Source organism: Solirubrobacter soli DSM 22325 (assembly GCF_000423665.1).
Classification (GTDB): Bacteria; Actinomycetota; Thermoleophilia; order Solirubrobacterales; family Solirubrobacteraceae; genus Solirubrobacter; species Solirubrobacter soli.
In genome coordinates, this window is sequence record NZ_AUIK01000036.1 from 55,827 (window position 1) to 81,515 (window position 25,689).

At 69.6% G+C, this 25,689-nt stretch carries 28 protein-coding genes; 20 read left to right on the forward strand and 8 right to left on the reverse strand.

Annotation, left to right across the window (positions count from 1 at the left end):
* Positions 1 to 94: 94 nt before the first annotated feature.
* Entirely contained in the window at positions 95 to 2,527 is a 2,433-nt protein-coding gene (locus G569_RS51905) for an ATP-binding protein (RefSeq protein ID WP_037499522.1), read from the reverse strand.
* Positions 2,524 to 5,253 (reverse strand): AAA family ATPase, encoded by a 2,730-nt coding sequence (locus G569_RS0127115; protein WP_028065764.1) that lies wholly within the window; start codon positions 5,251 to 5,253, stop codon positions 2,524 to 2,526. Before G569_RS0127115 ends, G569_RS51905 begins: the two co-directional genes overlap by 4 nt.
* Positions 5,254 to 5,374: 121 nt before the next feature.
* Here G569_RS0127115 and G569_RS0127120 point away from each other — a divergent pair, with 121 nt between their 5' ends.
* The 5 genes from G569_RS0127120 (at position 5,375) to G569_RS59005 (ending at position 8,181) form a co-directional block, all read left to right on the forward strand.
* Positions 5,375 to 6,028, forward strand: coding sequence for a ferritin-like domain-containing protein (locus G569_RS0127120; protein ID WP_028065765.1), 654 nt, complete (start codon positions 5,375 to 5,377; stop codon positions 6,026 to 6,028).
* 40 nt (positions 6,029 to 6,068) lie between these two features.
* Entirely contained in the window at positions 6,069 to 6,419 is a 351-nt protein-coding gene (locus tag G569_RS0127125) for an ArsR/SmtB family transcription factor (protein ID WP_028065766.1), read from the forward strand.
* On the forward strand, positions 6,416 to 6,877 hold the full coding sequence (locus tag G569_RS0127130) for an SRPBCC family protein (protein WP_028065767.1): 462 nt from the start codon (positions 6,416 to 6,418) through the stop codon (positions 6,875 to 6,877). Before G569_RS0127125 ends, G569_RS0127130 begins: the two co-directional genes overlap by 4 nt.
* Positions 6,874 to 7,500, forward strand: coding sequence for a glutathione S-transferase family protein (locus G569_RS0127135; RefSeq protein ID WP_028065768.1), 627 nt, complete (start codon positions 6,874 to 6,876; stop codon positions 7,498 to 7,500). Before G569_RS0127130 ends, G569_RS0127135 begins: the two co-directional genes overlap by 4 nt.
* A gap of 102 nt (positions 7,501 to 7,602) precedes the next feature.
* On the forward strand, positions 7,603 to 8,181 hold the full coding sequence (locus G569_RS59005) for a DUF1707 SHOCT-like domain-containing protein (protein ID WP_053227038.1): 579 nt from the start codon (positions 7,603 to 7,605) through the stop codon (positions 8,179 to 8,181).
* Positions 8,182 to 8,289: 108 nt separating this feature from the next.
* On the opposite strand, the gene G569_RS63020 is transcribed toward G569_RS59005, so the two are convergent.
* Together G569_RS63020 and G569_RS59010 are read right to left on the reverse strand one after the other, a co-directional pair.
* Positions 8,290 to 8,718 (reverse strand): hypothetical protein, encoded by a 429-nt coding sequence (locus G569_RS63020; protein ID WP_157592338.1) that lies wholly within the window; start codon positions 8,716 to 8,718, stop codon positions 8,290 to 8,292.
* A 148-nt stretch (positions 8,719 to 8,866) separates the two neighbouring features.
* Positions 8,867 to 10,945: an MASE1 domain-containing protein gene (locus tag G569_RS59010; protein ID WP_084285626.1), complete on the reverse strand. Its 2,079-nt coding sequence runs from the start codon at positions 10,943 to 10,945 to the stop codon at positions 8,867 to 8,869.
* A gap of 151 nt (positions 10,946 to 11,096) precedes the next feature.
* Between G569_RS59010 and G569_RS0127150 the strand changes: the two genes are divergently transcribed.
* From G569_RS0127150 to G569_RS0127165, 4 genes are all read left to right on the forward strand, one after another.
* The gene (locus G569_RS0127150; RefSeq protein WP_028065769.1) at positions 11,097 to 11,522 is read left to right on the forward strand and encodes a hypothetical protein; all 426 of its coding nucleotides are present in this window, start codon (positions 11,097 to 11,099) and stop codon (positions 11,520 to 11,522) included.
* 511 nt (positions 11,523 to 12,033) lie between these two features.
* Positions 12,034 to 12,723 carry a hypothetical protein gene (locus G569_RS0127155; protein WP_028065770.1) on the forward strand — a complete coding sequence of 230 codons (690 nt, stop codon included), beginning with the start codon at positions 12,034 to 12,036 and terminating at the stop codon, positions 12,721 to 12,723.
* A gap of 50 nt (positions 12,724 to 12,773) precedes the next feature.
* Entirely contained in the window at positions 12,774 to 13,691 is a 918-nt protein-coding gene (locus tag G569_RS59015; protein ID WP_157592339.1) for a DUF4240 domain-containing protein, read from the forward strand.
* A 319-nt stretch (positions 13,692 to 14,010) separates the two neighbouring features.
* A complete protein-coding gene (locus G569_RS0127165) occupies positions 14,011 to 14,409 on the forward strand; it encodes a hypothetical protein (protein WP_028065771.1) in 399 nt (132 codons plus the stop codon).
* A 231-nt stretch (positions 14,410 to 14,640) separates the two neighbouring features.
* Here the strand turns inward: G569_RS0127165 and G569_RS63025 are convergent, their stop codons facing one another.
* A complete protein-coding gene (locus G569_RS63025) occupies positions 14,641 to 14,817 on the reverse strand; it encodes a hypothetical protein (protein WP_157592340.1) in 177 nt (58 codons plus the stop codon).
* Between the two features lie 174 nt (positions 14,818 to 14,991).
* Here G569_RS63025 and G569_RS59020 point away from each other — a divergent pair, with 174 nt between their 5' ends.
* From G569_RS59020 to G569_RS0127220, 9 genes are all read left to right on the forward strand, one after another.
* Entirely contained in the window at positions 14,992 to 15,375 is a 384-nt protein-coding gene (locus tag G569_RS59020; protein ID WP_053227041.1) for a hypothetical protein, read from the forward strand.
* A 532-nt stretch (positions 15,376 to 15,907) separates the two neighbouring features.
* Positions 15,908 to 16,399 (forward strand): nucleotidyltransferase domain-containing protein, encoded by a 492-nt coding sequence (locus G569_RS63030; RefSeq protein ID WP_157592341.1) that lies wholly within the window; start codon positions 15,908 to 15,910, stop codon positions 16,397 to 16,399.
* A gap of 116 nt (positions 16,400 to 16,515) precedes the next feature.
* The gene (locus tag G569_RS63035; RefSeq protein WP_157592342.1) at positions 16,516 to 16,710 is read left to right on the forward strand and encodes a hypothetical protein; all 195 of its coding nucleotides are present in this window, start codon (positions 16,516 to 16,518) and stop codon (positions 16,708 to 16,710) included.
* Positions 16,706 to 17,182, forward strand: a complete 477-nt coding sequence (locus G569_RS0127190) for a tyrosine-type recombinase/integrase (protein ID WP_084285628.1) — start codon at positions 16,706 to 16,708, stop codon at positions 17,180 to 17,182. The genes G569_RS63035 and G569_RS0127190 overlap by 5 nt, the downstream gene beginning before the upstream one ends.
* A 76-nt stretch (positions 17,183 to 17,258) precedes the next feature.
* Complete coding sequence (locus G569_RS0127195; RefSeq protein WP_157592343.1) at positions 17,259 to 17,681, forward strand: hypothetical protein; 423 nt, start codon at positions 17,259 to 17,261, stop codon at positions 17,679 to 17,681.
* A gap of 947 nt (positions 17,682 to 18,628) precedes the next feature.
* Positions 18,629 to 19,372 carry a class I SAM-dependent methyltransferase gene (locus tag G569_RS0127205; RefSeq protein WP_028065776.1) on the forward strand — a complete coding sequence of 248 codons (744 nt, stop codon included), beginning with the start codon at positions 18,629 to 18,631 and terminating at the stop codon, positions 19,370 to 19,372.
* A 225-nt stretch (positions 19,373 to 19,597) separates the two neighbouring features.
* Complete coding sequence (locus tag G569_RS0127210; RefSeq protein WP_028065777.1) at positions 19,598 to 19,987, forward strand: hypothetical protein; 390 nt, start codon at positions 19,598 to 19,600, stop codon at positions 19,985 to 19,987.
* Between the two features lie 110 nt (positions 19,988 to 20,097).
* Positions 20,098 to 20,535, forward strand: coding sequence for a hypothetical protein (locus G569_RS0127215; RefSeq protein ID WP_028065778.1), 438 nt, complete (start codon positions 20,098 to 20,100; stop codon positions 20,533 to 20,535).
* A gap of 214 nt (positions 20,536 to 20,749) precedes the next feature.
* Positions 20,750 to 21,724: a hypothetical protein gene (locus G569_RS0127220; protein WP_028065779.1), complete on the forward strand. Its 975-nt coding sequence runs from the start codon at positions 20,750 to 20,752 to the stop codon at positions 21,722 to 21,724.
* 637 nt (positions 21,725 to 22,361) lie between these two features.
* Here the strand turns inward: G569_RS0127220 and G569_RS63040 are convergent.
* The 3 genes from G569_RS63040 to G569_RS0127245 form a co-directional block, all read right to left on the reverse strand.
* Entirely contained in the window at positions 22,362 to 22,613 is a 252-nt protein-coding gene (locus G569_RS63040) for a hypothetical protein (RefSeq protein WP_157592344.1), read from the reverse strand.
* A 111-nt stretch (positions 22,614 to 22,724) separates the two neighbouring features.
* Positions 22,725 to 23,921, reverse strand: coding sequence for a hypothetical protein (locus G569_RS0127235; RefSeq protein WP_157592345.1), 1,197 nt, complete (start codon positions 23,919 to 23,921; stop codon positions 22,725 to 22,727).
* A 157-nt stretch (positions 23,922 to 24,078) separates the two neighbouring features.
* Entirely contained in the window at positions 24,079 to 24,294 is a 216-nt protein-coding gene (locus G569_RS0127245; protein WP_028065783.1) for a hypothetical protein, read from the reverse strand.
* A 207-nt stretch (positions 24,295 to 24,501) separates the two neighbouring features.
* Between G569_RS0127245 and G569_RS0127250 the strand changes: the two genes are divergently transcribed.
* Together G569_RS0127250 and G569_RS59025 are read left to right on the forward strand one after the other, a co-directional pair.
* Positions 24,502 to 24,801 carry a transposase gene (locus tag G569_RS0127250; protein ID WP_028065784.1) on the forward strand — a complete coding sequence of 100 codons (300 nt, stop codon included), beginning with the start codon at positions 24,502 to 24,504 and terminating at the stop codon, positions 24,799 to 24,801.
* Positions 24,802 to 24,803: 2 nt separating this feature from the next.
* The gene (locus tag G569_RS59025; RefSeq protein ID WP_169542253.1) at positions 24,804 to 25,661 is read left to right on the forward strand and encodes an IS3 family transposase; all 858 of its coding nucleotides are present in this window, start codon (positions 24,804 to 24,806) and stop codon (positions 25,659 to 25,661) included.
* Positions 25,662 to 25,689 lie beyond the last annotated feature (28 nt).

Here is a 25,689-nt window from a genome sequence, read left to right on the forward strand (position 1 = left end):
GCGTAACCGGTCAGCGGAACGCGGGTCTCGGCACCGCCCGCCGGAGGTGGCCTACGAACCGCCCCTCTACGGGGGCGAAACGTCGAACACCCCCTCACCCGACGCTTGATCGTTGGCGACGCGCGCGCATGGTCCAGCCGTTGGCGCCGGCCGCGTCAAACGCCGCGATCGCCCGCGTCAGCGCGGCGTCGGCGTCGACGGGGCGGCCTTGAGCGGCGAGCCGGCGGCCATGGGCGAGTGCGAGGCGGCCGCGGTTGAACGGACCGCAATCCTGCGCCTCGTCGCCCGCCAGGATCGCGTCCGCGAAGCCGAGCGCGTCGTGCAACGCCCGCGCCGCTCCCGGGCCCGCGTCCGCGCGGAGGCGGGCGATCAGGTCGCGGGCCTCGTCCTCGCGCCCGCAGGCCGCGGCGGCCTCGGCGTAGAAGCTCACGCCGCCGAACTGCTCGCGGTAGTGGTGGGCCGGGTCCGCGGGGTCGAAGAGGCGACCGAGGACCGCCAGGGCGTCCTCGTGGCGTCCTTCCGTGACGGCGGCGATCCCGCGGGCGGTGAGCAGGACGGCATGCATGTCGGCGAGGCCGTGCGGCACGATCACCGCCTCGGCTCTGGCGGCGAGCCGCTCGGCGCGGGCGAAGTCGCCGCGGATCGCGGCCGCGGCGGAAAGCCCGCAGGTGAGGCCGGCGCCCCACACGGGCTGCCCGGTCTCCTCGGCGAGCCGGTCGCCTTCGGCGGCCGTGGCCTCGACGGCCTCCCAGTCGCCGAGCATCGCCGCGTCCCACTGGATCATCGAGAGCGTCTGTGTGAGCAGCCCGTACCGGCCGTGCCGGCGCAGCACGGGTGCGAGGTCGGCGAGCAGCCCGAACGCGAGCGCGTGGTCGGCGACCGCGTGCGCGGCCATCGCCACGAACCAGGCCCCGAGCGGGTCCTCCCCGGCCTCCTGGAGCGCGAGCGGGACGCGCTCGACGATCTCCGCGCCGCGCTCCAGCGGCGCGGCGCAGGCGATGATCGCCAGCAGGCGCGGGTGGTGCGCCGAGACCGCCAGCGCCTCGGCGCTGGCGGTGACCTGCCCGCGGACGGCCGGGTCGAGCGAGGCCCACCAGCAGCGGACGGCCGCGCCCTGCAGGAGCTCGAGGGCGAGCTCGCGATCGCCCAGCGCGGCGACCTGGCGCGCGTCGTCGACCAGGGCGATGACACGCGGGACGTCCCCGGCGACGCCGTCGTAGAAGATCTCCGACAGCAACTCGGCGCGGGCGCGGTCGCGGACGTCGAGCGTGAGGCGCTCCGCTTCGCCGACCGCGGCCTGGACGAGGTCGGCACGGCCGGCCTCGTAGGCGAGCGCGGCGGAGGCGAGCAGACGCTCGCCGCGGGTCCCGGCGTCCTCGGTCAGCTCCGCCGCGCGCCGCAGCGTCACGGCGGCCTCGAGGATCGCGCCGCGTGCCTGGGCGCGCTGCGCCATCGCCTCGACGGCGTCCGCGACGTCGTCGTCGCACCGCACGGTCGCTGCGGCGCGATGCCACGTGCGGCGGTCGGCGTCGCCGAGCGCGTCGGCGAGCGCGGCGTGCGCCGCCAGCCGTTGCGCCAGCGGCGCGGACTGGTAGATCGCCGAACGCACGAGCGGGTGGCGATAGCGCACGGTGTCGCGGTCCACGGCGATCAGCCCCGCGTCGACGGCCGGGCCCAGCGCGTCGGCCGGCACCGGCGCGTCCGCCAGCAGCGTCCCGGCCCGGAGGATCTCGTCGATCCCGCTGGCCTCGTCGGAAGCGGCCACGAGCAGCAGCGCGCGAGCCGGTGCGGGCAACTCACGCAGCCGGCCGGCGAACGCCCGCTCGAGCCTCGCCGAGATCGGCAGCAGCGCGGGCTCCTCGCCCGCGGCGTCGGCGGTCGCGGGAAGCTCGATCAGCGCCAGCGGGTTGCCGGCGGCCTCGGCCAGCAGCCTGCGGCGGACCGGGGACGAGAGGACGGCGCGGTCGTCGAGGATGCGCGCCGCGGCATCCGGTGTCAGACCGCAGAGCTCCAGGATCGGGATTCCGAGGTCGCGCCCGTTGTACCCGTCGCGCTGCGCGGCGAGCAGCACGATCGGGCGGCCGGTGAGATGACGGCCAACGTAGCCGAGTGCGTCGCGCGACGGACGGTCGAGCCAGTGCAGGTCGTCGGCGACCACCGCCAGCGGGCTCCTCCGGGACAGCAGGTCGAGCAACGCCAGGCCGACGAGGAGCGGCTCGCCCGGCGGCTCGTCGCCGAGACCCAGCGCGGCGCGCAGCACGCCTCGATGGAGCGCGTCGAGCGCGTCGATCTCGGGCAGCAACGGCCGCAGCAGACGGTGCAGCCCCGCGTACGGCATGCCGGTCTCGAGCTCGACGCCGGCGGTGGCGAGGACCGTGAGGCCGCGCGCCCGGGCGTGCTCGCGGGCGGCGTCGAGCAGGGTCGACTTGCCGATCCCGGGCTCGCCGATCAGCAGCAGCGCTGCGCCCCCGCGATCCACCGCGTTGCTCAGGATCGCCAGCTCCTCGTCGCGGCCGATGAGCGTCATGGCTGCGCCGGGAGGACGCCGTTGAGCTGGGAGCGGGAGGTGATCCCGAGCTTGGGGAACGCGCGGTAGAGATGGCTCGCCACGGTGCGGTGCGAGAGATACAGCTGCTGGCCGATCTCGCGGTTGCTCAGCCCGGCCGCGGCGAGCTGCACGATCTGGAGCTCCTGCGGCGAGAGGTCGTCCCAGGCCTGGCGCTGGCGCGCCTGGCTCGCCTCGCCCGCCGCGCGCAGCTCCTGCCGCGCCCGCTCGCCCCAGGCGGGTGCGTCGAGCGCGTCGAACCCGCTGCGGGCGATCCGCAGCGGGTCGCGCGACTCGACCACCCGCCGCTGCCGTCGCAGCCACATGCCGTAGGCCAGCTGGAGCCGGGCGCGGGTGAAGGGCCTGGCCGACCACGGGGCGGCGAGCGCCGCGGTGAACGCCGCTTCCGCGTGCGCGTCGTCCGCGAGCAGCGCCCGCGCGTAGAGCACGCCCCAGCGCACGCGCAGCTCGCGCTCGCTGCCGGCGAGCTGCTCGAGGCCTTCGATCACCGCGCGCGCCTCGTCGACGCGCCCGCAGCCGACCGCGGCGTCGGCGAGGAACGTCACGCCCAGGAACTGGTCGCTCAGATGGTGGCTCGGGTCCCGCGGGTCGAAGATCCGCACCACCTGGTCGTAGGCCTCGTCGTAGCGGCCCGCGGCGAGGTCGATGACGGCGCGGATGGTGTAGAGCCAGCCCAGGACCGCGGTGGTGGCCGCTGCCTCGCTGATCGCCATCGCCTTGGCGGCGAGCCGCTCGGCGGCGGGGACGTCACCGTGCAGCGCCGTCAATCCGGCGAGCGAGCCGGTCGCGCCCGAGTGCCAGATCGGCTGGCCGGTCTCGTCGGCCAGCCGCGCCGCCTCGAACGCGGCGGGGTGCGCGGCGCCCCACTCGCCCAGGACGACCGACACGACCGAGCGCATCACCAGCGCCTGGGCGAGCAGCGCCAGCCGGCCCTGCTCGCGCAGGCCGTCCGAGGCGATCGTGAGCAGGCGCAGCGAGGCGTCGGAGTCGCCGATCGCGTGCGAGGCGAGGCCGAGCAGGTGCACGCTGCGCGGGTCCAGGCGGCCGGTCGCGCCGGCCTCGGTCACGAGGCGCCGGACGCGGGTGGCGCCGGAGATCGGCTGGGCCATCGCGAGCGTGGCGACGCGCCGCGGGTCGGTGGCGGCGCCGTCGAGCGCATCCACCGCGTCGGTCACCTGCCGTCGCACCCACGCATCCGAGTTCCCCCACCAGGTGCGCAGCCCCGCGGCCATCAGCAGCGCTGTCGCGCTCTCGCGATCGCCGTCGGCGTCGGCCGTCCGCGCGAGGTCGAGGAGATGCAACACGCGCGACGCGTCGCCCTGCCCCGGTCCCGCGCCGTCGTGGAAGATCTCCGAGAGCCATTCGACGCGACCCTGGTCGCGCGCGCTCAGCGGCAGCTCGCGGGCCTGCTCCACCAGCGTCTTGACCAGGTCCGCGCGCCCGGCCTCGAACGCGGGCTCGGCGGCCGCCAGCAGCCGCCGCACGCGCCCCTCCGCGTCGACCGAGAGCTCTGCGGCGCGGGCGAAGGCGGCGGACGCCTGCAGCGCGGCCCCGCGCCGGAGCGCCCGCTCCCCCATCGCCTCGAGGTCGCTCGCCACCGACTCGTCCGGGCCGACGGCCGCAGCCGCTCGATGCTGGGCGCGCCGGTCAGGCTGATCCGCGAACAGCTCGGCCAGCGCGGCGTGCGCGGCGTGGCGCAACTCGACCGGTGCGGCCTGGTAGATCGCGGAGCGCACCAGCGGATGGCGGAAGCGCAGGCCGCTGCCGTCCAGCGAGATCAGCTCCGCGTCGAGCACGGGCTGCAGCGCCGCGACGGTGATCGGGCGGCCGAACACCCGCTCCCCGGCGGCCAGGACCGTCGCGAGCGGGCTGGCGACATCGGCGGCGAGGACGAGCAGCAGCGACCGCGTGTCCGGGCCCGCCTCGCGCAACCGGTGCGCGAACGCCTGCTCGAGGCGCGCGGAGATCGGCACCATCGGGCCTTCCGCGGACGTCTGGAGCTGGTCGACCGTCGTCGGCAGCTCGGCCAGCGCGAGCGGATTGCCGTCGGCCTCGAGCAGGATGCGCTGCCGCAGCGGCGCGGGAAGCCCCGGCGCGCTGCGGTCCAGCAGCGCTCGCGCGGCGTCCGCGTCCAGGCTGTCGATCCGCTGCTCGGGCAGGCCGAGATCGCCGACGCCGTCACGCGTGGCGGCGATCAGCACGATCGGGTCGGCTTCGATGCGCCGGCCCACGAAGCTGATGACGTCCCGCGAGGCCGCGTCGAGCCAGTGCACGTCGTCGACCACCACCAGCAGCGCCTGCCGGGAGGCTTCGGCGGCCAGCAGGCCGAGCGTCCCGAGCCCCGCGAGGAACAGGTCTCCGCCCTCGCCCTCGGCCAAGCCGAACGCCGTCCGCAGCATCTCGCGCTGTGGCACCGGGAGCGTGTCGAGGTCGCCGAGCAGCGGCTGCAGGAGGCGATGCAGCCCGGCGTACGGGAGCGCGGACTCGGTCTCGACGCCCGCCGTGACGAGGATCCGCAGCCCCCGCTCGCGCGCCGACGCGCAGGCGGCGTCGAGCAGGACCGACTTGCCGATGCCCGGCTCCCCGCGCAGGACCAGCGCGCTTCCCCGCTCCCCGACCGCGTCGAGCACGCCGCGCATCCGCGCGAGCTCGCCGGTCCGGCCCAGGAGTCCATGTTCGGCCGACATCAACGGAGCGGCACGCTACGCGCGCGACATGGGACAGGCTTAAGCAGGATCACTGAACGGTGACGGCGCGCAGTCATCGTGCGCAAGCCCGGCAGGGAGATCCGGCCTAGCTTCGCCGGCCATGTCCATCATCGACGCAACCGCCCACGCCGCCCAGATCGGCGACGGCGACAGCCTGCAGGACATCCTCGACTTCCTCGTCACCGAGGAGGCGCTCGGCGTGACCTTCGTCACCGCCGCCATCGAGCACGCCCCCGGCACGCCGTCAGAGGCGTTTCTCCCGGTGCTGCGCAACGCCGTCACGCAGGAGTTCCATCACGTCGAGGCGCTCAAGGAGGCCGGCGGCAGCCACCTGACCCGCTCCTACTGGTTCCCGGACGCGGCCTTCGACGACGGCGGGGTCGGGCTCTTCTCGACCCTCGAGGTCGTCGAGACCGTCGAGATCAGCCTGTACCTGCTGGGGGTCAGCGCCTACGCACGCAAGGGCGAGGACTTCGGCGCTCGCCTGTGCGCGGAGGCGATGGGCACGGAGGCGGTCCACCGGGCGCTGGTCCGCCACGCGCAGAACGAGCTCGGCAAGGACGTCGGCGTGCCCAACGACGTCGGCTTCGAGAACTTCGACTGGCCGAGCCTGAAGCGGGTCCGCGCGGCGCTCGAGGCGCTCGGCATCGGCTACGGCACGCAGACCGACCAGCCGGGGCGCTTCTACGAGTACCCCGGCGACCCGATCGCCCGCGGCGTCGGCACGCCGGTCAGCCACACGCTGCCCGCCTGATACTTAGTCATCTACCTAAGTGTTTGATACGCTCTCGTTCGTGCCGACCGCCGAGGCCGAACAGCTCGACCGGGCCTTCCACGCCCTGGCCGACGAGAGCCGCCGCGCGATCGTGGTGCGGCTCGCCCGCGGACCCGCGTCCGTGAGCGAGCTCGCCGCGCCGCTGGCGATGTCACTGCCGTCGGTGATGCAGCACCTCGACGTGCTCCAGCGCAGCGGGCTCGTCCGGTCCGAGAAGGTCGGGCGGGTCCGCACCTGCCGGCTCGAAGCCGCGCCGATGCGGTCGCTGGAGCACTGGATCGCCGAGCACCGGGCGACCTGGGAGCGGCACTTCGACCGTCTCGCCGGCGTGCTCGACGAGGTCTTCCCCACCGACGAAGGAGAACGATGAGTATCCGCCAGCACGACTTCACGATCGAGCGGACCCTGCGCCAGAGCCCCGACCAGGCCTTCCAGGCGTTCGCCGACCCGGAGCTCAAGGGCCGGTGGTTCCGGACCCCGGACGGCTGGACCGACCGGGCGTGGGAGCTGGACTTCCGCGTCGGCGGCAGCGAGCTGAGCGTGGGCCGCGACACGACCGGGACACTGCACGAGTTCCGCAGCCGCTACCACGACATCGTCGACGGCGAGCGGATCGTCTTCGCCTACGACCTGCTGATCGACGGGCAGCTCATCTCGGTGTCGCTGACGACGATCGAGGTCCACCCCGACGGCACCGGCACGCAACTGGTCTTCACCGAGCACGGCGCGTTCTTCGACGACCTCGAGGACCCGGCGCAGCGCGAGCACGGCACCGGCCTGCTCCTCGACGGCCTGACCGCGTTCCTCGCCGATCAGGTCGCGGCGTGATCCTGTATCAGCACCCGTTCGCCGCCTACTGCTGGAAGGCGCTGATCGCGCTGTACGAGCGCGACGTCGCGTTCACGAGCGTGCTCGTCGAGGCCGATCGCTCGGCCGTCGCCGCGCTCTGGCCGCCCGCGACGCTGCCCCTGCTGGTCGACGGCGACACGGTCGTCCCTGAGTCCTCCGCCGTCGTCGAGTACCTCGACCGGTTCGGCGACGCCCCACCGCTCGTCACGAGGCTGTCGACCCGCGTCTGGGATCGGGTGATCGACGGGCAGGTGGCGACGCCGATGCAGGCGATCGTCTTCGACGCGCTGCGCCCCGCCGACGCCAAGGACCCGTACGGCGTCGATCAGGCGCGCGCGAAGCTCGACGAGTCCTATTCGCTGCTCGACGCGCGACTCGGCGATGACTGGCTGACCGGCGAGAGCTTCACGCTGGCCGACTGCGCCGCCGCGCCCGCGTTGCACTACGCGGACGTCGTCCACGAGATCGATCGCGTCGCCCACCCGTCGCTGGCGGCGTACTTCGACCGGCTGCTCGCCCGCCCGTCGGTCGCCCGCGTGATCGACGAGGCGCGGCCGTACCGGGAGGTCTTCCCCCTCCCGTGGCCGGCCCACGTCTCCTGATCGAGCAGCCACCCCGGCCCTGTTGCGTTCGAGCGAGTCCGTCGAAAGACAGCACTTTCGGTCGGCATCCTGAACCGCGGGATTCGTACCGTTCTCGTCGAGATGGATCGAATCCGGGCCTCCGACAGCGAGCGCGAGCGCGTCGTGACCATTCTGCGTGAGGCTGCGATCGCGGGACGGTTGACCGTCGAGGAACTCGACTCCCGGTGTGAGCGGGCGTATGCGGCCGTGACGCGCGGCGAGCTCGCTGCCCTGCTCGAGGATCTGCCCGCCGGCGCATCGATGAAGTCGCGGTCGGCCCCGCCAGTTCCGGCGCGCGCCGTCTCAACGGCGCCGTCGGAGGACCGGTGGCCGGGGCCGTCGCCGTGGCTGGTCGGTGACCAGCGCTTCTACGTTCAGTGGCAGGGACCGGCCGATCCACGTCAAGCCGGCGCACAGATCATCGAGCACCTGGTCCCGATGTTCCTCGAGTTCGACTACGAGATCGTCGACCGATCGCCCGACACGCTGTTGCTGCGTCGCGGACTTCCCTCCGTCGCTGCCATGCAGACCACCCCAGGAGTTCTCCCGCGCGCGGAGGTCACGATCGCGATGAGCGACGCCGGCGACCACAGCGTCACCGAGATCTACGGCGTGGCCCCGCAGCCCATCCGCGAGGCGCTCGCCCGACTCGCTCGGTGACGTTTCCGGCAAGAGTGACCTTGCACGGGTGCTGCTCGAGGACGCCCCGGCGCGCTTCCCGGACGACTACGACATCGAGAAGCAGCACGTCCAGCGGAGAACGTGACCTCAGTTCGGAGACACGCCGGGTCCGCGGGCGATCTCGTCGAGCGAGCGTTCGAGCTGTTCTACGCCGTGGTACGGATTCGGCCACAGCGGGTGCGGGCCTGCCAGGAGGATTTCGCGGGGCGCTGTGCCGCTGTCCCGTGGGTCGCGATCCCAGATCTTTGCTACGAACGACTCGGTCCCCGCGCTAGGAGCCCGTCCTCGTGCGAGATCCAGCAATGCGTCGACATCGTCGGTGACGACGTACAGCAGAGCCTGTTCGCCGCTGTTGGACCAGCTGATCAAGCGATGGCGGGAGGCCTCTAGCGCGTCTCGCAAGCCGTGCCAAGCATCATGGGTCGTCGGGTTGTCGTGGACGCTCCATCCCGCGTGGACGCGGAGGTCGAGGATGACCCAGGAAGCTCCGCCCGGGTTCGAAGCAGCAGACGCCATCGAGCCACTTGATATCACTCGTCGCACTTGCCCACCGAAAGCGTGGGCCGAAGTGCTGCAGGCGTCGAGAACCGGCACTTCACGGCCTCGTCCTTCAGCCGGCGGCCTTTGGCCAATGGGCGAGGCACGGCACTACCGTCCGGAGTGCTCAGGGAAGGGGAATCTCGGCCTTGATGCAGGTGCCGCGCCCTGGCGGACTGACGACGTCGAGGCGGCCGTTGAGGGACTCGACACGGGCGGCCAGTCCGTGCAGGCCGGAGCCGTGGTCGGCGTTGGCGCCACCCACGCCGTCATCGCTGACGGTCACCGTGGCGCTGCTGTGCGAGCGGCTCACGCCAACGGTCGCGTGCGACGCTCGCGCGTACTTGCCCACGTTGGTGATCGCCTCGGCGACGACGTAGTAGGCGGCCGCCTCGATGCTCGGGGCTAGGCGCTCCTCAGGCATCTCCGCGATCTCGACCGGGATGGGCGAGCGCGCGAACAGGGAGTGAAGCGCTGGTCCCAGGCCACGCTCCGTCAGGACGGCCGGGTGGATCCCCCGGGCCAGCTCGCGAAGCTCAGCGAGCCCTTGGGCAAGGTCCTCTTGCGCGGCGGACAGGACCTCGCGCGCGGCTGCCGGGTCACTCTCGAGCTTTCGCCCGACGACGCTGAGGCCGAGCGCGACGGAGACGAGCCGCTGCTGGGCGCCGTCGTGCAGGTTGCGCTCCAGTCGCCGCCGCTCGGTATCGCCGACCTCCACGACACGCGCTCGGGAAGCGGCCAGCTTCTCGTAGGCGTCCGCGTTGGCCAATGCCTGCGCGACGAGGTCGGCGAAGTCGCACAGGCGCTGCTCGAGACCCTCGCGTAGCGGCTCGTCCGTTGTCGTCGCCGCGGCGAGCACGCCCCAGAGCCTGCCGCCGACGCTGACCGGCGCCGCCACGCCGGCCCGATAGCCGACGCCTCGCACGGTGGCCGCCAGTGTCCCGTCCACCTCCTCATAGCGCTCCACCCGCTGCGCCTTGCCGCTGCGGACCACCTTCGGGACGAGGGTGTCGCCATCGAGGTTGAGCTTCGCGCCGACCGGGAAGCGCGGCGCGCCGTCCTGGCTCCACGCACCGACGACGGTCGCCGTGCCCGTGCCGTCAAGCTGCATCACGTTCGCGCCGGGGAGCCCCAGCAGTCGAGCGACCTCCTCGGTCACCCGCTCGAACACTCGCCGGGGCGACGCCTCACCGGCAACGAGCGTCGCGACCCTGCGCAGTGCCGCCTGTTCGTCGGCGAGCGCGCGCTGAGCTGTCTCGGCGTCCGCCAAGGCGCGTGCCACGCGTGCGCGCTCCGCGGTCACCGCGGCCAGGACGAGCGAGGTGATCGCCGCGGTGGCGATGAACAGCTGTGTCGCGAGCAGGCTGTCAGTGAGCGAGTCGCGGACGAACGGCCCGTCGCTGTGCGCGGTGTTCCAGACCGTGATCGAGCACACGACCAGAATCGCCGCGGCGGCGCCGCGCGGACCGAAGCGCAGGGCGGCCCACAGCAGCACCGGGAAGACGATGTAGGGCACCTCGCGCTGCGGCGCCAACTCGGCCAGCACCACCAGCGCCACGATGACGAGCGCCCCCTCGGTGAGGTCGCGCCGGCGAATCCCTTCCCTGCCCGTCGCGATCCAGGTGAGCAGGGCGGGTGCCACGACCAGTACGCCCGATGCGTCTCCGAGTATCCAGGTCCGCGTGACCCGCCACAGCTCTCCCGCCGTGATGACACCGCCGATGCGCAGCGCCAGCGGTCCCACCGCACCACTGATGACCGCCGCCAGCACGGCACATGCGACCAGGGCGACCACGTCGACGACGCGGTCGAGCTCTCCGCGTCCCACGGTCAGGCGACGCAACACCAGCGCCGCCACCACGAGCGCCACCGTGTTCCCGACCGTCTGCGCGACCACGGTCGCCAACGGGGTCGAGAAATCGCCCAGCAGGAGATCGCCGATCACGATGCCGGGCCACAGCCGGACCCCGTACAGAAACAACAACGCCAACCCCACTCCGGCGGGCGGCCAGAGAGCCGCGACCGCGCCGTCGAGATAGGCGAGCTCCAGCCCGATCCTCCCGGCGACGTAGTACGCCACGGCGACGAGACCGACTCCGGTCGCGTAGAGCGCGAGACTGCCGCGCCGTGTCCGGTGGAGCTGCGCGATCCGTCTGGGCGGGTCGAGCCAGCTGTGCACCGCACCGCTGACTGGCGTTGCGTCCATGACCTCGAGCCGAGTCTAACCCTGTCGGGGAGGTCACGGTCAGAAACCCGAGCACGGACTGGGCGTTTGGCGACACGCTGCCGGCGCCGGCGGCTGCTCCCGTTGCTCGGAATCGTGACCGACGGCGACGGTAGTGGTTGACTCGGAGCGAATGGATCCGCTGGACTGGATGTGCGAGCAGGGCATCGTGTTGCAGTCCGCTCGAGGGCCTCTGCCGAATTTGGCCGAGCACATCGCGGGCGAGCCGATCTCAGGAAGTTGGTGGGGCCACTCGTCAGGCCATGAGATCTTCGCCGTGCTCACCCGCCTTCTCGACTCTTCCGACGTGATCGCGACGCGCCTGGTCAACGGAAAGATCACGTTGATCCACCGCCGCCTCTGGCCGGCCCTCGTGCGTGTCGCCGACCGCTTTTCGTCTGAGCGTCTCGCCGCCGTCGACGAAGTGCACACGCCGTCGGGTGCTCACCGGACGATCGAGATTCCCTTCCCCGAGTGGGTTCCGGCGGAAGACCTTCACGCCGCCGCGCTGCTCTCCGTCGATGAGGCGCTCGCGCAGTTGCCCGCTTGCCTGCGCTGACGATCGAGCGTCTTCGTTGTCATACGGAGTCCAATCGGTATTTGGCACGGTTGGCGCCGATGCGGGGACGTGATCTGGTCTCGTCATGCATCGCGGCACGCTCGGGCGAGACATGCGCTCCGGGTCGCGGGCCGCGCCGGCCGGGCCTCGCTGCGCGCGCCACGGGATCGCCCGCATGCAGGACCGCAGCATGTCGCAAACGTCGAAACAAGAGACTCTCGTCTCCCACCATCCGTCAGGCCCGTTTCCCGGCGAGAGCGGCAGAAGGTCAAAGCGACGGACTCTGGAGCTCGCTTCACCTGCCCTTGGCCACCGCGCGAGTCATCGCTGCGATGCCGAACTCGGTGGCCTCGTGCACCTTGGCACACGTCTACACGAGTGCGCCTGACTCGGCCGGGACGCGCGTCGGCTCGGTCGATTCGATCGAGATTGCCGCATCGCTCGCGACCAGGCGCGAGGTGATGCCAACGCCAATCGCGGAACCTTGAACGATGATGGGCGTTGACGCAGCATGCGCCCCCTCTTCGCGGTCTGTCTGCTCCTGCTTGGGTTGTGTGCTCCCGCCGCGGCCGACGCCCGGCCGTGTGCGATGCCGGCCGGGGCGCGCTTGCTCGGCCACAGCCGCAACGCTGTCGTGTGGAAGGTCGGCGACGACGACCACTGGAATGCGGTGGTCTGCGTCAGCGGAAAGCGGTCGAGCATCGAGTGGGGCGACTGGCAGGGAGGCGATTTCAGACTCTCGCGCCTGCGGTTTGCCGGGCATTGGCTGGCCTACGTCAACTCGTATAGCGTCGGCCACTACGGCGATGGGGGTGTGCGGCTCTCAGTTGTGGACCTTCGCAAACGTGTGCGGACCTCGGACCTCTATTTGATGTCGCAGGCGATGGGAGACAGCCGACCGCGCATGACGGTGACGTCATTGGTGCTCACCAGAGAGGGCGCGATCGGTTGGCGCTTCTCGGGCAACGTCGACCCTGCCCGCAACCTCGTGGAGTTCCACGACGGGGTCGGCGTGCTCGATCGTGCCAGAGCGCGGATCGTCGCTACGGCGGCGCCTGGCGAGATCACCGCGTTCCGGCTACGCGAATCCACGGTGACGTGGACCAGCGGCGGAGTTGCCGGCAGCGCCGTAATGAGCGGCGCCGCTCGCTGCCCGCTCCAGAACGACTTCGACTGCTGGCCGGCCAAACTCAGCAGTTGACCAGACGGTTCCTCGTCCCACGTCTCGGTGCGCACGACGATCGAAGCAGAGTGCCGCTCGCCGAGAAGAAGCACTCCGGCGCTCAGAGCGTTCGACCAACATGCGTGAGCGCGAGTGATGAGAATCCGGCGATGGACATTGACGGGTTTTGGGCGCTGGTCGAGTGCTCCCGCCGTGCGCACCCGCGAGACGAGGACGCGCAGACTGCGTGCCTTTGCGACTTGGTGTCAGAGCTCAAGCCGGACGAGGTTCTGACGTTCGCGGCGATCTTCTACGCCATGACGACGCGAGCGACCCGCTGGGAGATCTGGGGTGCCGGCTACACGCTCGACGGCGGGATGAGCAACGATTCCTTCAGGGATTTCATCAGTTGGCTGATCAGCCGCGGCCGTGACGCCTACGAGAACGCGCTCGCCGACCCAGACTCCCTGGCCGATGTGCCCGGCATCGAACTCGACGATTACCACTCAGCTGAATGGTTCGGCGCAACGCCCTGCATCGTCCTGAAGAGGGCGTTCGGGGAGTCGCTGTCGACCGAGGAACGAGGCAAGCTGCGCGACTTGAAATGTTCGTATCTGAGTCCGGAGGAGCGCGAGTTCAACGAGCTATCGCCAGGCGGTGAGCGCTGGGATGAAGCCGATGTTGGCGCCACCTACCCTCGGTTGGCTCGCGTGTTTGATCAGCGAACGCCATCACCGCCACCGCTGGCCAGCCGAGCGGACTCGCCGACGTTCTTCTGCATGTCCGATGATGACTCTGATGGGTTTACCGTCTACGTGAACTGGAATCCCGGCGCGGTTGTGTGGCGCGACGGCGACACGTGGTCGCTTAGAGACGTCGGCGGACTGAGCTTCGATCCGGTGGTGCTTCCCAGCGAACTGGACGAAGCCGCGGTCTATGCCCACGTTCTCGAGCTGCTCAGCCGGTGGATCGATGAGCATCGCCCCGATCTCCACGGCACCCCCTGACGTTTCTGCGACTGCATCATCGAGAACAGCGCGCGGCGTCAGCCGCCTCCACTTCAATCCATCGTCTCAGTCCCATCACGGCATATGCGACGGCCAAGCATGCTGACTTCGTCGAGAAGGAGCACTTCGGACCCTCGCCTCGTCTCACCAAAGTTGTGCCTGGAGGTCTCGACGGCCCCACTGGATTGAGACGGTGCGTCGGCCTGGAGCGTCAGCGAAAGGGTCGCCGGTTTCGCCGCCGGCGCCCGCGTCCCCGGCCGTTCGTCGAGGCGCGCGTAGGTTGAGTGGAAATCGTCGAAGGTGTAGGCATACTGCGGCGATGCACCCCCGCCTTCGCACGCGGCTCTCGCTCGCCGCGCTCGCCCTGTCGTGCTTCGCACCGTGGGCTTCGGCGACGACGTTCGCGCAGCAGACGCTGACGCTCGGGGCGTTGAACGAGACCATGTACGGGGCCCGGTACCTGCTCGTGCTGGTCGCCGGCGCCGGACTCGGATTGGCCGTGAGAAACGCGGCGCTGACGATGACATGCGGACTGCTGGCCCTCCTGCTGTCGCTGTACATGGCCTACGAAGCTCCGGGCACGATGCTGCAGTTCGGACACGAGGCCCACCTGACGTGGGGCGCCTACCTCGCGGTCGCCAGCTCGCTTGCGTTCGTGCTGTTCATTCGTCGCGACCAGGTCGCTTACGTGAGCGCCGTTGGCGTCATCGATCGCTGAATGAGACGAAGTCGCTCGTCGGCTGGCTCGGGAGATGGCTAGCCCCGATAGCCGGGCGCTGTGCTCCATCCGTCGGGGGCTGTCGCATAGGTCTCGACGGCGATCGGCGGACCCGTTTCGCTGCGACCGATCTGCCTCGCGGCGTCGTCGTAGGCCCTTAGAAACGTCCTTGTGGACGTCGGCGATTCGGACGTACGCGCCAAAGAAGCGGCACACTCGAGATTCCGGTCATCACGTTCGCTGACGGCGGCGTTGCCGTCCCTCGTCCGTCGAGACCACTCGAGCGAGCCCGCGCAGCGTGAGCGCGTACACGGCGGCGATCGCGGCCAGGAGATGGCCATAACTGAATGCGACCAACAGCATCGTGGTGGCCGCGATGGCGCCGAGGTAGAGCAGATCGCGTCGCACGCCGCCACCGTGAGCCGCTCATTGGATGGCGTCGCGAAGGTTTGGTGGAGATCACGTGCAGCGAGCCGAGTACGTTCGGGGTTCGCGACTCTCGACCGTGGTCGGCCTGCGAATGTGGATCGGATAGTCGTCGAGCGGTCGGGTTAGTGAGATCGAGGCGGCTAAGTTCAGTAGATGCCGAACATCGGTCCCTTCGAGTTGCTGTTCATCGTGCTGCTGCTTACCGGGGCCGGCCTCGTGGCATTCCTGGCCACGCGCTCGAATCGCCCCGCGCGCGAACCGCAGGCGCGCGACTACTACGAACCGGCAAGCGCACAGCAGGAACGGGAGTACTACGCCCACTCGGTTGACCCCATGTCGTGTCCGCGCTGCAACACCGAGCTCGCGTACGTCGGCACCAAGAAGTTTCACGAGGGCACGCGCGCGTGGGGGTTCGCGCTCGGGGATCTCGGTGAACTCTTCGTCAATCGCGAAAGCTTCGACGTCTACCTTTGCGGGCGCTGCGGGCGCGTTGAATTGTTCGTCGACGGTATCGGCGAAGAGTTCCGCCCGCACTGACGTGCCTCAGCGGCGGCACGAGGCGCCGCACTCGGAATACTGAGAGCGTCGAAAAGGAGCACTCGAGAGTACATCGCGGTCAGCAGCGCTTGAAACCGCTGGCTCAATCAGGCAGCCAGCGCGTTCCGTTCTCGTCGGGCGCCCCCGGGGCAGCGGCGTCGGCGGCCTCGAGTGTTTCCTTCCAATTGGCGACGATTGTGCCTGCCCAGCCGACTCGCGAGCCGCGGTCGTACGTGTCCGGCGGCACGGCTTCAACGCGATACGCGACCCGCCCGCCGGGGAATCGCTCTGCAGTCATTCGAATACGAGATCGATTCCGTCGAGCCGGACCTCGCAATCAGCCGCGCCGTCGGGCGGATAACGCTCAACCTGTTCGATGGCGGCGACCAACACGTCGCGCGCGAACGCGTCGTCCTCTTCAGAGCTCGCGGTCGTCGGGCCACCCTAGTTGTCAGGAGGCCGGCACTGCAAGACGCGATGCCGTGCAAGTGGAAGGGTTCGAATCGTCGACAAGCGGCACAATCGCGATGCTGTGACCGAGCGCGACGTCGCCGATGCCTTGAGGGCACTAAGCGTTCATGGGTGCCGCTTCTGGATCGCCGGCGGTTGGGGTGTCGATGCGCTCGTTGGTGTGCGAACGCGCGAGCATCGGGACTTGGATCTGGCGATCGACGCTGCGTGCGAAGCCGACGCGCTGCGAGCACTTCACGAACTTGATTACGAGGTCGAGACCGATTGGCGGCCGGCTCGAGTGGAGTTGGCCGCCGACGGAGGGCGCTGGGTCGATCTGCACCCAATGCACTTCGACGCCCGCGGGCATGGTCGCCAACCCGACGGGCGAGGCGGACACTTCCAGTATCCCGCCGACTGCTTCACGACCAGTCGAATCGGCGACTCGGCGGTACCGTGCCTTTCGGTCAGACAGCAGCTGAGCTTCCGTGAAGGCTATGACCTCCGCGACGTGGATCGACACGACATCGCCTTGCTGAGGAGCATTGAGTCACGCGGACGCGAGGGACGCTGAGCCAGGCTGTTGAGAGGCGCAGCGGGTGTGATGGTCGGACCTTCCGCTCCGAGGAGGCCATCATGCCATCGAGTACTCCGCTGGACTCATTTGGTCGTCGTCGATCGCCCGCGACGGTGCCCGGATATCTCGCCGGCCGCCAGCCGCGCAACAAGGGCCGGCGCTACCCCGCAGATCCTCCACGCACGGAAGAAATCATCGCGGTCATGCGCTGCTGCGACACCGGGCTACACGGCGCCCGAGCACGCGGCTTGATCGTCATCCTCTGGCGCGCCGGACTGCGCATCCACGAAGCGCTCCTGCTCAATTGAGCTCGACCTCGACCCGCGCCGCGGATCGGTCCTCGTGCGCCGCGGCAAGGGCGGCCACCGCCGCGAAGTCGGCATGGACGACTGGGCCTTCGAGCAACTCGAACCCTGGCTCCAAGCGCGAGCCACGATGCCCGTCGGGCCGCTGTTCTGCGTCATTGACGGCGGCTCCCGCGGGCGCGCATGGGCACCGTCGGCCGCGCGCGCCGCGCTGAGACGACGCGCCGAGCGCGCCGGTCTCCGCCGCCGCTTCGCACCCCATCAACTGCGCCACGCGCACGCCATCGAGCTCGCGCGCGAAGGCGTCCCCCTCAACGTCATCCAACGCCAACTCGGCCACCGCAACCTCGGCGTGACCTCCATCTACCTCCAAGGCATCGACCCCGGCGAGATCATCGACGCCGTCCACAACCGACGCCCGCCGATGATCACCGCCAGCGCCGGTCTCGCACTCCCGATCCTCGCGCCATCGTGAAGAAGCCGGCGTGCCGCTCGCGTCGAAAAGCGCTTCTCGCTCTGTGTTGGCCCGAGCCGGGTATTGCATTCCCGTAATGGGCAACGCCGTCCACCGCCGACTCGCGATTACCTCGCGGCACCGAGCAGCTGTGCTGTGGGCGCTCGTTGCCAACGGAGTGATCCTCGTGCTGGTCGTCGCCGCAACGCCGGGGTTCCTGCCGTTCGCCGCACCGATCGCCGCGTTGCCGGCCGTGCTCTTGGCGCTGGCGCGCCACCCTGCCGCGTTTCGCTTGGTCGCCCTAACGCTTGGCCTGCTCTACGGCGTCGCGACGGTGGTGGCGATCTTCGTCGGCGGGCTGGTCTTCGCTCCCGCCGCAATTGCATTGATCTCTGCGGCGGCGTCGCCGGCACTCGACGCCAATCCGGACGCGCGGCGTCGTCGCTATCTCTGCTACGCGGGCTTGGCGATTGGGGCCTTTGTCGTTCTCGGCGTCGGTCTCATCGTGCACGCCGGCTAGACCCCTGGGGCGACGGCGCCGCTCGCTGGCACGAGAGGCGGCCCGGAATGTGTCCCTTGCGTCAGAAGCTCCAACTTCTGCGCGTACGACGAGGACCGCCAGACTGGCTCCCGTGGCTCACCCAGCGCCGGCGCTCACGATCCGATGTTGGGCGGGCATGTACCGCGACCAGTGGCTGGTCGTTCGCGATCAAGACCGCCGAGTCGTTGACCGCCGGCGGCCTCGGCCACTGCCTGAAATGGATTAGCCATCACGGCGGCACACACCGCGCAGGCGGCCGGGACTGCCCTGTCTCCTCGGTGCCTGCTCCATCCTTGACGGCGCTGCAGCGGACAAGCAAATAGTCGGATTCGTCGACAACCAGCACTCTCAAAACATCGAGGCCAGGCCCGTACGCGCCGCGGTATGCGACGATGCTGCGCGGTGTCAGGCTTGAGGAGACCGGCGATCGTCCCGATTCGGGTCCGATCGCGCTCTACGGATTGACCCGTGCGGACGCGCTCGCACAATGGGTGTTGTGGAACGTCGAACCGTTCTGCGATCGGCGGGGGTTCTACTCCAGCGGATACGGAATGGCGCGGTACCCAAGGCGCAGCTGGCTCATAGAGGACGCGCAGGCGCCTACCCGCGGCGCGAAGCTCTCAACGAGCGCGTTCTGCGTTCTCGAGCAAGCGAGGCGATGCGTCCGCGCTAGCGGCAACGCGTGGTCCGGCAGCGTCCAGGTTCAGCGGCGATGGCGCGGCACTTGGGTCGTCGTCGTGCGAGCCGAGCCAGGCCCGACACAGTTCGAGGTGTCTGTGCTGCACTTCTCTGAGCGCGGACTGCTGACGGTCGAGGATTGCCACCGGATCGAGCTCCCGCTCAACTGGCGACAGCGTGGCTAGAACTGAGCCCGCGTCGGAGCCGTTTCCCTCGTCGAAAGCGCTCAGATCGTAGTGTGATGCGCCATGGAGCTGTCCGAGCACGCCCGCCGCAATCGCGACTATTGGGACGCCGAGGCCGAGGCCTACCAGGCGCGCCACGCTGCGGCGATCGACCACGCCGAACCGCACTGGGGCATGTGGCAGATCCCGGAAGCGGAGCTCGACGCCTTGGGCGAGCTGAAAGGCCGCGACGTGCTCGAGCTTGGCTGCGGCGCCGGCCAGTTCGGGCTCTCGCTCGCGCGCGCAGGCGCACGCGTGACCGGAATCGACAGCTCGGCCAAGCAGCTCGAGCTCGCGCGCGCGAACGTGGGCGACGCGATGACGTTCGTGCACGGCTCCGCGGAGACGCTGCCGTTCGCGGACGCCTCTTTTGACCTCGTGTGCGGCGACCACGGCGCGATGGGCTTCAGTGACCCGCACGTCGTCGTGCCCGAGGTCGCGCGCGTCCTGCGCGCGGGCGGGCGATTCGCGTTCAGCGGGCTGACGCCGATCGAGTGGATCGCGTTCGACGGCGAGACGTCCAGCCGCGAGCTGCAGCGCGACTACTTCGGGATGCGCTCCCTGGAGTGGGAGGGCACCGTGGAGTTCATGCTCACCTACGGCGAATGGATCCGCGTCTTCATCGGCGCCGGCCTCGCCATCCGCGACCTGATCGAGATCCGGCCGCCCGAGGGCGCGACATCCACGTACCGCGACGCGGCGGAGACCGAGTGGGCGCGGCACTGGCCGATGGAACAGATCTGGGTGCTTGACCGGGTTGGCCGCTAACTCGACGTCAATCGACGAATCTTTCGCTGGCGCTTCCCGTACAGCGCGACGGCCAACGTGCAGCGCTGAGGAGAGTCTCGGAAGCGTCGAGGAGCAGCACTTTCCCGGCACCGCAGGCGATCGGCGGACGCGACTCAATATGAGTGGATATTGTCGGTCCCTGATCAGTTGCATTTCCTTGAGCGTCGCGGATATGGTCGCCCCGTGAGGAGAACAGCTATTGCCGTGGCCACCGCGGCGCTCGCGATCGCGACGCCGGCCATAGCCACTGCTCGGGAACGACTGCCCTATCTGACCGTCAAGGACACGCGCGCCTACCTCAAATCAGCCTTCAGGAGCGATTTTGGGTCCGACTATCGCGACTCCACCGAACGCTACATCGACGCCTGCACCAGGCGCCCGAAGCTTGCCTCGCGACCAGGCCGCGTTCGCTGTAACAGCGTCGGCTGGCGCTTAGGCGACGTCGTCTTCGAAGGCGGAGCCTCCGTTTGGTACCGCCACAACGACGAGGGCGAGGTCCGCTGGTGGTACTCGTACTCGATCACCGAGACCGACGAGGCCTGCCTGGACGCCGGCGGCTCCGACGCCGAGTGCATCATTTCCCATGACGTGTGACGCACTTCCCCGTCTTCGGGCGGTGCGCTAAAAGGCCCATGTAGGTCACGGCGTGATCATCGGCATCGCCCAGCGACGCTGTTTCGTCGAACAAGCACCACAATGGGTCGATGGTCGTGCTAGGTACCGGCGCACTAATCCGGCTCGCGACCGAGGATGAGGTACGCGCCCTCAGACGCACGCGGCGCGGGCACGACTTCCTGCTCGAGCCCGAGCGCAGCTACAGGGTCACCCGCCCCGACGCGCGCAACGAACTCGACAGCGTCGTCGTGGTCGGTCAAGCGTTCGTCGACTTCGAAGACCCGACTGGCAACCAACGATGGGTTGGCGCAGAGCACCATGGGCACCGCGTTCCCCGTTCGCGAGACGCGACGCTGGAACTGCTCAACTTCGCGGATGAAGTCGTAGGAGAAGGTCTCGTCGACCTGCTGGGCGACATGGGCATCGCGGGCCTCGCCGTGTCGCGGTGGGACTTGATGAGTGCCCCGCGCCGGATCGACCTGGATCCCAAACTCGAAGCTCAGCTCGTCCCGCTTCGCTGTAGCTGACGGTCGTGCGACGCATCCGGCAAGAGCGAGACTTCGTCGTCGAATAGGAGCACTTCGCTTCTCGTCGGCGGTGGGTCATCGAGGTCGGGCGCCGCTCGCGTTCGAGGAGTTCCGCGTCCCACTCGCGTCGACGCACTGTGGAAATCTTTAGGTCTCGGGCGATAGCGGCGTGAGTATGTTCGCTCGCATGGTCTCAACCAGTGAGGGGGCATAGATGGTGCGTGTGCTGGCGGGCTCGGTGATCGCGACGGCACTGGCGTTTGGCCACGCCGAGGTCGCCGGCGCGCAGGAGCTGACGATCTGCCAGAGCATGAAGGTGGGGCACGGAGACCCGAGCGACCCGGCGCCGTTTCAGCGGATGCTCGCCGAACGGCGGATTGACGTCGCGCAGGTGCTGATCAGGTCGGCCGAGACGGCGCTCGGCGCCCAGTACGGCTACTTCTGGATGAACGACGCGCGGCAAGGCTGGAGCGTGGCGGTCACGCCGGGGACGCTCGACCCCACGGCGGCCAAGGCCGCGATCGCCGATGAGATCCGAGCCCGCCTGGCGCCCGATCAGGCGGCGTTCGTGAACGAGCGCTTGAGCGTCTGGGCGACGCCCTATACCGGCGCTGAGTTGCAGGCGCTGGCCATGCCACTCTTGAACGCCCTGATGACGCTCGACCAGGGCTGGGGTCTGAGCGGCGCGATCTCGTGCGTTGCCGGTGAGACCCCGGGCGTCGCCGACGGGTGGCGCATCACCGCCACGCTGTACACGGGTGAGACCGAGCCGTCGACCGAACTCGTCGCCAACGCCGCGGCGATCGCCGCCCCGTATGGCGACAAGGTCCGCGTCAACGTCATCAAAGGCGACGGCCGCCTCTCGCCTGGCGCAGCGACCGTGGCCCAGCCGCTCACCCCGACGCAACAGCCGGCGCCGGCGACCTCCGTCGCCGCCCCCAAGGTGGCTCGCTACGCGTCGCTGCCCAGGACGAGCCGCTGCCTGCGCGGCCGCACGCTAACGGTCAAAGCGCGCCGCGACGCCTCACTCGTCGCCTTGACCGTCGAGGCCCCAGCGCGCACGGTCACGCTGAAGCCCGGCCACCAGGTTCGCGTCCGCCTGAAGACCAAACGTACGAAGCTGACGCTGAAGGTCACCACTCGCGACGGCGGCTCGGCCTCACGAGTCTTCAGGTTCCGCCGCTGCTGAGCATCGCGATCCGGCTTGCCCTCGCCGGCGCACGCGCCGAACGAGCGCCGACCGCAGTGGCACATCGAGTTCCATAGCGAACCCAATCCGCCGCCTCGTCGGTAAATCCCGCACCGGGTTTCGCGCCTTCGTCGAAATGGGGCACTATCACTTCTCGTCCCGAAGCAGCAGCGGCTTGTCCTCTAGTTGTCTGAAGCGGGCGGGGTCAGCGAGCCGATCGGCCCGTCCTCGCGGTACATCAAGACGGTTGCCGAATCTGAGCCCAAGGTCGCAGCCATCCAGCGGGAGAAGCACAGCCGATTGCAGACCACCGCGCGGTCGTCAGCGACGAGTCCTCGGTCAGAGTCGACGGGACGGCCGCACGAGGCACAGTGCTCCATAGACGAGAGGATGCCATGACGGCGCGGCTCGTCGGCTGCTGCTTTTCATATGGATAGCGGCGTCGACCCCGGCGTGCGTGTCGGAATCGTCGAAACTGAGCACTCTCGACGGCGACGTCGAGCACCGGCAGCGGGGGGACTCAGTTGCCGAACACGTGCAGCTGAACGGACCCCGAATCGTTGAAGACACCCGGCGCCGCCGCGGCCCCGGCACCAGCACCAACCCGCCAACCCCCTTGTCGAGCGGAGGGCACCGCTCAGCGGTCGGACAGTTCGCGATCTTCCTTCAGCCACGCGATGCCCTGCGCGGTCAGGGCCCAGCCGCCATCGGGCACTCGCACGACGAGGCCGTCGTCACTGAGCGTCTGCAGGTTCAACGGCGTGCGCATGTCGCCGTGCCCACGGCCGATCGCCCGGTCGAGGTCGACCTCGCGCACACCGACGCCAGCAACGCCATCCGACAGGCGCCACGACGCTTCCAGAAGGCGGACCAGATCTCGCCGGCTCACGTGCTGATCCTCGCATGCCTCGCGATCAACTTCTGGCACATCCCGTCAAGACGGGGCGCGCAGCGACCAGATCGCTAGCCTCGAGTTCGTCGAAAAGGAACGCTCTCGCGGTCACCGACGTTTGAGGTCGATCCGATCCGGCGGGGCTTGGTCGCCTTGCACCGCCACGGTGAAGGTGTCCATGTCGAGCACGGCGACCCAGCCGCGTGCCCGGTCCCAGACGTGCCTGAAGTCCGCCAGTTCGAACGTGACGGAGTCGCCGTCGAGTGTCCCTGGTAGCGGCGCGAACTGGACGTCCCGCATGCGCTTCTTCGCGCCCGCAGTCCCGTAGCCATGTACGCGGATCAGTCGCTGCTCGAACACCGCGGCCGCCGTCGTCGGCTCGGCCGAGATCCTCACGGTCCAGCCGCCGAACACGAACTGCAACGCCGTCGCGCGATCGCGCGGGCCATCCCATCTCTCGAAGATCGGCGTCCCGTGGCCGGTCTCGAACCACACCGACGGGACGAGGGCGCCGGCCCGCACTTCCGCCTCGTCGTGCCTTAGGTCCTCGGGCTCGTCGATCACCCACGCGTCCTCGCCGAGTTCGGCTGGCGCGCCCGCCGCGTCGAGGTACTCGAACGGTGGCTCCTCGTCACCGCGGCTGCGCTGCGGCAGCACGCACAGCCACGCACCGCGGCCGACGGCGGCCTCGTGCCAGACGCCCAACCGATCCCGTACGCGAACGCGAGCGGCCCCGCGCGGCAGGCTTCCAGCGACCACCTGCGGATCGCGGCGCAACTCGGTCAACCCGCCGCCGACCGGAACCGACTCGTTCGGGTCGGTTCCCCGGGCGATGCCGTACCTCCACATCCCTTCGCGCAACGTGACCGCGGCCACTTGGTGCTCGTCGACATCGACGCGCACGAGCACGTCCATCCCCGCCAGCGGATCGTCCACCGGAGCGTTCGTTTGGCGCCGGAATTGCTCGGCGATCGGCATGTCAACCTCGTAGACGAGCACTGGGATGCCCAGGAGTTCGTGTATGCGCGCCGCCAGCGCAAGCCAATAGGCCTCCAGGGTGTCGTCGTCTTCGAGCCGTTCGGCTTCGGCCTGCAATCCGGGGTCGGAGATCTCTGGAGCTCCGAGTTCCTCCTGGTAACCGTCCGGTCCCACATCTTCGTTGACCTCGGTCAACTTGAGTGCGAATGGCGCAAGGTCCTCGCCCCAGACCGGCATCAGCAGGAGCCCGGCAGCGTCTGCGTACGGAAGGTCGGCATAGCCGGTTGCGACTACCGCTGCGATCTGTTCAATCGATCGGTCGGGCACGAACCCGACGGTACCCGCGGAGCCGCCGCGAACACGCCCTCCCATCAGGAGACGCCGTTCATCCGTTGCCGCTCGGTCGGGCAGCCGAGGGCGGCGCGGGTGTAGTTGGAAGTCGCGTTCCCAGTCCGTCGACAAGGAGCACTCTCCGACAGTACGGCTATTGCGGAGCGCGCCGTGAACCCGACGGGTGTCGGCGAACCCACCACCGGCACGCCAGGCCAATGATCAACGCGAGGATCATGCCGGCGGCCACGCCCACCCAGCTCGTGAGGCCGACTGCTGTCGTCAGCGCGGTGATGAACACGACCGAGAGCGGTACAACGAACGCAAAGAACGCGTCCTCGCGCTCGTTTCGCGGCGTCGGCTCATCCATATACGCGTCGGTTACCCGTTCGTCGAAGAGCAGACGCTTCTATTAAGTCAAGGGGATAGTGATCAGGGTCTTGTAGTGGCGAGGACCCCGTCGGGGTGTTGACAGTTCTTTGATCTCTGTTGGGGAGGGCTCTGAGCCGGCGTAGCCGGCGAAGCTCTGTCCGGGAGGCATCAGAGGATGGGCTGCTCTGTTGATCGAGAGGATCCGTTGAGCGAGACCCGCAAGTATCGGAAGTTCACCGCGCAGCAGAAGACCGAGATCGTGCTCGCCTCGCTACGGGGCCCGAAGTCGGTCGCCGAGCTCTGCCGCGAGCACGACATCTCTGACAGCCTGCTCAGAAAGTGGCGCGACCAGTTCCTCGCCGCCGGCGCTGAGCGCCTGCAGGGCAAGAACGAGCGCACCGAGCTCGACGAGCTGCGCGGCCAGGTGGCCAAGCTCGAGCGCGCGCTGGGGCGCAAGACGATGGAGGTGGAGATCGCGGGGGAACTCTTGCGGGGTTGGGAGTGAGTGTGCGCGTCGCCCGATCCCGCGAACTGGTTGCGCAAGGCCGCCCCGCCGCCCTAGTCGCCAGGGTCGCGGGCATCAGCCGGCAGGCCATCTACCGCCGCCCACGACGCCCGCCCCGCGGGCAGCGTCGGCCGCTGGACGAGCTTGACCGCGTGGTCTTGGCGGTCGCGCGTGAGGACGAGCACGCCACCGACGGCACGCGGATGATCGCCGCGATCGCGTCGCGGCGCGCCGGCCGCCCGATCAATCGCAAGCGCTGTCAGCGGCTGATGCGCGAGCACCGGCTGCTGCAGCCCGTCCGCAGCGAGGGCCGCCGCCGGCGCCCCGGCTACTTCCACGTCACCCGGCCCGACGAGCTCTGGCATCTGGACATGACCAGCATCTGGGTCGCCGATCACGGCTGGACGTATCTGAACGCCGCGATCGACTGCTGCACCCGAGAGATCACCGGCTGGGCCTTGGATGTCCGCTGCCGCGCTCCGGAGGCGATCGCCGTCATCGACGCCGCAGCCTTCCAGCGCGGCATCGAGCCCGGCCGGCTCACGCTCGGGACCGACAACGGCAGCGCCTACACCGCACGCCGTTTCCGCGCCCGCCTGAGCGAGCTCGCGATCACGCACCGCCGTGGCGGCTACCGCGACCCCGAGAGCCAGGCCTTCATCGAGTCCTGGTTTTCCAAGCTCAAGCTGCGCTGCATCTGGCGGGAAGAATTCGAGACCCTCGAGCAGGCCCGCTCAGCGATCGGCGCCTACATCGATCGCTACCACCACCGACCCCACAGCAGCCTCGCCTACCGCACCCCGAGCGAGGTCGCCCAGACCTGGAAAGATCACGACGACCACCTAACCCCCGCGGCCTAACTGACAACACCAACGGGGTCCACGCCAG

Coding starts and splice junctions, on each gene's coding strand:
- G569_RS51905 (WP_037499522.1), bottom strand. CDS start 2,527: ATGACGCTCATCGGCCGCGACGAGGAGCTGGCGATCCTGAGCAACGCG.
- G569_RS0127115 (WP_028065764.1), bottom strand. CDS start 5,253: ATGTCGGCCGAACATGGACTCCTGGGCCGGACCGGCGAGCTCGCGCGG.
- G569_RS0127120 (WP_028065765.1), top strand. CDS start 5,375: ATGTCCATCATCGACGCAACCGCCCACGCCGCCCAGATCGGCGACGGC.
- G569_RS0127130 (WP_028065767.1), top strand. CDS start 6,416: ATGAGTATCCGCCAGCACGACTTCACGATCGAGCGGACCCTGCGCCAG.
- G569_RS59005 (WP_053227038.1), top strand. CDS start 7,603: ATGGATCGAATCCGGGCCTCCGACAGCGAGCGCGAGCGCGTCGTGACC.
- G569_RS63020 (WP_157592338.1), bottom strand. CDS start 8,718: ATGGCGTCTGCTGCTTCGAACCCGGGCGGAGCTTCCTGGGTCATCCTC.
- G569_RS59010 (WP_084285626.1), bottom strand. CDS start 10,945: ATGGACGCAACGCCAGTCAGCGGTGCGGTGCACAGCTGGCTCGACCCG.
- G569_RS0127150 (WP_028065769.1), top strand. CDS start 11,097: ATGGATCCGCTGGACTGGATGTGCGAGCAGGGCATCGTGTTGCAGTCC.
- G569_RS0127155 (WP_028065770.1), top strand. CDS start 12,034: ATGCGCCCCCTCTTCGCGGTCTGTCTGCTCCTGCTTGGGTTGTGTGCT.
- G569_RS0127165 (WP_028065771.1), top strand. CDS start 14,011: ATGCACCCCCGCCTTCGCACGCGGCTCTCGCTCGCCGCGCTCGCCCTG.
- G569_RS59020 (WP_053227041.1), top strand. CDS start 14,992: ATGCCGAACATCGGTCCCTTCGAGTTGCTGTTCATCGTGCTGCTGCTT.
- G569_RS0127195 (WP_157592343.1), top strand. CDS start 17,259: ATGGGCAACGCCGTCCACCGCCGACTCGCGATTACCTCGCGGCACCGA.
- G569_RS0127205 (WP_028065776.1), top strand. CDS start 18,629: ATGGAGCTGTCCGAGCACGCCCGCCGCAATCGCGACTATTGGGACGCC.
- G569_RS0127215 (WP_028065778.1), top strand. CDS start 20,098: ATGGTCGTGCTAGGTACCGGCGCACTAATCCGGCTCGCGACCGAGGAT.
- G569_RS0127220 (WP_028065779.1), top strand. CDS start 20,750: ATGGTGCGTGTGCTGGCGGGCTCGGTGATCGCGACGGCACTGGCGTTT.
- G569_RS0127245 (WP_028065783.1), bottom strand. CDS start 24,294: ATGGATGAGCCGACGCCGCGAAACGAGCGCGAGGACGCGTTCTTTGCG.